The sequence below is a fragment of the Serpens gallinarum genome (assembly GCF_014836765.1).
Lineage (GTDB): Bacteria > Pseudomonadota > Gammaproteobacteria > Pseudomonadales > Pseudomonadaceae > Serpens > Serpens gallinarum.
This window is the reverse complement of record NZ_JACSQG010000021.1, coordinates 1-2,890: the sequence shown is the minus strand read 5'-3', so window position 1 is coordinate 2,890 and position 2,890 is coordinate 1. Positions and strand designations below refer to the sequence as shown.

The following is a 2,890-nucleotide window of genomic DNA, read 5'->3' as shown; positions in this document are numbered from 1 at the left end:
GCCTTGACCATGTCTTCAATGACTTTCTTGGCGTCGCCAAAAACCATCATGGTCTTGTCCATGTAGAACAGTTCGTTGTCCAGGCCGGCATAGCCGCTGGCCATGGAGCGCTTGTTGACGATCACGGTCTTGGCCTTGTAGGCCTCGAGGATCGGCATGCCGGCGATCGGCGACTGGGGATCGTTCTTCGCCGCCGGGTTGACCACGTCATTGGCGCCCAGCACCAGCACCACGTCGGTCTGGCCGAACTCGGAGTTGATGTCTTCCATCTCGAACACCTGCTCGTAGGGCACCTCGGCCTCGGCGAGCAATACGTTCATATGCCCCGGCATACGCCCGGCCACCGGGTGGATGGCGTACTTCACGTTGACGCCGCGATGAGTCAGCTTTTCGGCCAGCTCCATCAGGGCATGCTGGGCCCGGGCCACGGCCAGGCCGTAGCCGGGCACGATCACCACGGTGTCGGCGTTGGTCAACAGGAACGCGGCATCATCGGAGGAGCCCGACTTCACGCTGCGCTGCTCTTGCGAACCGTTGGCGGCGCCCGCATCGGCATCACCCCCGAAGCCGCCGAGGATCACGTTGAAGAACGAGCGGTTCATCGCCTTGCACATGATGTAGGAGAGGATCGCGCCCGAGGAACCCACCAGGGAGCCGGCAATGATCAGCATCGAGTTGTTCAGCGAGAAGCCGATGCCGGCCGCCGCCCAGCCCGAATAGCTGTTGAGCATCGACACCACCACCGGCATGTCGGCGCCCCCGATGGGGATGATGATCAGCACGCCAATCACGAACGCCAACGCCACCAGCAGGGCAAAGGCCGAGATGTCGCCGGTGAAGGTGTAGACCAGGCCGAGGCCGACAATCGCCAGGCCGACCACCAGGTTGAGCAGGTGCTGGCCCTTGAACTGCACCGGCGCGCCCTGGAACAGACGGAACTTGTACTTGCCCGACAACTTGCCGAAGGCAATCACCGAACCGGAGAAGGTGATTGCACCAATGGCGGCACCGAGGAACAGCTCCAGGCGGTTACCGGCCGGAATCGGGTCAGCCATGCTGGCAACGATGCCCAGCGACTGCGGCTCGACCACGGCGGCAATGGCAATGAACACCGCGGCCAGGCCGATCATGCTGTGCATGAAGGCGACCAGCTCCGGCATCTTGGTCATTTCCACGCGCTTGGCCATGATCGAGCCGGCGGTGCCGCCGATCAGCAGGCCGACGATCACGTAGCCGATGCCCTGGGTGGGCCCCCCTTCTTTTAAAGAGAGCGCGCCGAGCTTGTAGATCAGCCCCACGGTGGTAACGATGGCGATGGCCATGCCGAGCATGCCAAACAGGTTGCCGCGCCGCGAGGTGGTCGGGTGCGACAGGCCTTTGAGTGCCTGGATGAAGAAAATCGAGGCGACCAGGTAGAGAACGGTAATCAGGTTCATGCTCATCTCGTTACTTCTCCACCGAGGCCTTCGGAGCCTTCTTCTTAAACATTTCCAGCATGCGGCGGGTAACCAGGAAGCCACCGAACACGTTGACGGCGGCCAATGCCACGGCCAGGGTGCCCATGACCTTGCCCAGCGGGGTGACGGTCAGCGCGGCAGCCAGCATGGCGCCGACGATGACGATGGCGGAAATCGCGTTGGTCACCGCCATCAGCGGGGTGTGCAGGGCTGGGGTGACGTTCCAGACCACGTGGTAGCCAATGTAGATGGCCAGCACGAAGATGATCAGGTTGTAGATACCGTCGGAAATCAAATCCATGTCGCGATCCTTCCCTTTAGCCGTTACGGCGCACGACCTCACCGCCCGTGCACATCAGGCACGCGGCGACGATGTCGTCTTCGAGGTTGAGGTGGAACTGGCCGTCCTTGTCGATGACCAGCTTGAGGAAGTCCAGCAGGTTGCGGGCGTAGAGGGCCGAGGCATCGGCCGGCACCATGGCGGCCAGGTTGCTGTGGCCAACAATGGTCACGCCATGCTGCACGACCACCTGATCGGCGACGGTCAGCGGGCAGTTGCCACCTTGCGCCGCGGCCAGGTCGATGATCACCGAGCCGGGCTTCATCTCGGCGACCGTGGCTTCCTGCAGCAGGGTGGGCGCCTGGCGCCCCGGAATCAGGGCGGTGGTAATGACGATGTCGGCCTGCTTGGCGCGCTCGTGCACCGCCTTGGCCTGGCGTTCCATCCAGGATTGCGGCATCGGGCGGGCATAGCCGCCGACGCCTTGGGCGCATTCACGCTCTTCATCGGTCTCGAACGGCACCTCGACGAACTTGGCGCCAAGCGATTCGATCTGTTCCTTCACGGCCGGGCGCACGTCAGAGGCCTCGATCACCGCGCCCAGACGTTTGGCGGTGGCGATGGCCTGCAAACCGGCCACACCTGCACCGAGAATCAGCACACGGGCGGCTTTCACCGTGCCGGCGGCGGTCATCAGCATGGGCATGAAGCGCGGGTAATGATGCGCAGCGAGCAGTACGGCCTTGTAGCCAGCGATGTTGGCCTGGGAGGACAAGACGTCCAGGCTCTGCGCGCGGGACGTGCGCGGTGCGGCTTCCAGGGCAAAGGCGGTGATGCCTTGGGCGGCCAGCTTGGCGATCAGCTCGGTGTTAAACGGGTTGAGCATGCCCACCAGCACGGTGCCGCTCTTCATCTGCGCCAGTTCGGCGTCGCTGGGGGCGACCACCTTGAGCACGATGTCGGCTGCAAAAGCCTCGGCGGCCGTGCCCATGGTGGCCCCCACGGCTTGATAGGCGCTGTCCGGGATGCTGGCGTTGCTGCCGGCGGCAGCCTGAACGGTCACCTGATGGCCCTGGCCGATGAGTTTCTTCACCGTTTCCGGGGTCGCAGCCACGCGGGTTTCCCCGGTGTGAGTTTCTAGAGGAATGCCGAT

The 2,890-nt window shown here is 63.7% G+C and carries 3 protein-coding genes; all 3 read right to left on the bottom strand.

Annotation, left to right across the window (positions count from 1 at the left end; all coding sequences use genetic code 11):
- Nucleotides 1–1,442 (bottom strand): NAD(P)(+) transhydrogenase (Re/Si-specific) subunit beta (locus H9642_RS18175; RefSeq protein WP_251837865.1); only part of this gene is annotated, 1,442 nt, incomplete at its 3' end.
- Nucleotides 1,443–1,446: 4 nt separating this feature from the next.
- Nucleotides 1,447–1,758, bottom strand: a complete 312-nt coding sequence (locus H9642_RS18170; RefSeq protein ID WP_251837864.1) for an NAD(P) transhydrogenase subunit alpha part 2 — start codon at nt 1,756–1,758, stop codon at nt 1,447–1,449.
- Nucleotides 1,759–1,774: 16 nt separating this feature from the next.
- On the bottom strand, nt 1,775–2,890 hold a 1,116-nt coding region (locus H9642_RS18165; RefSeq protein WP_251837863.1), incomplete at its 5' end, for a Re/Si-specific NAD(P)(+) transhydrogenase subunit alpha.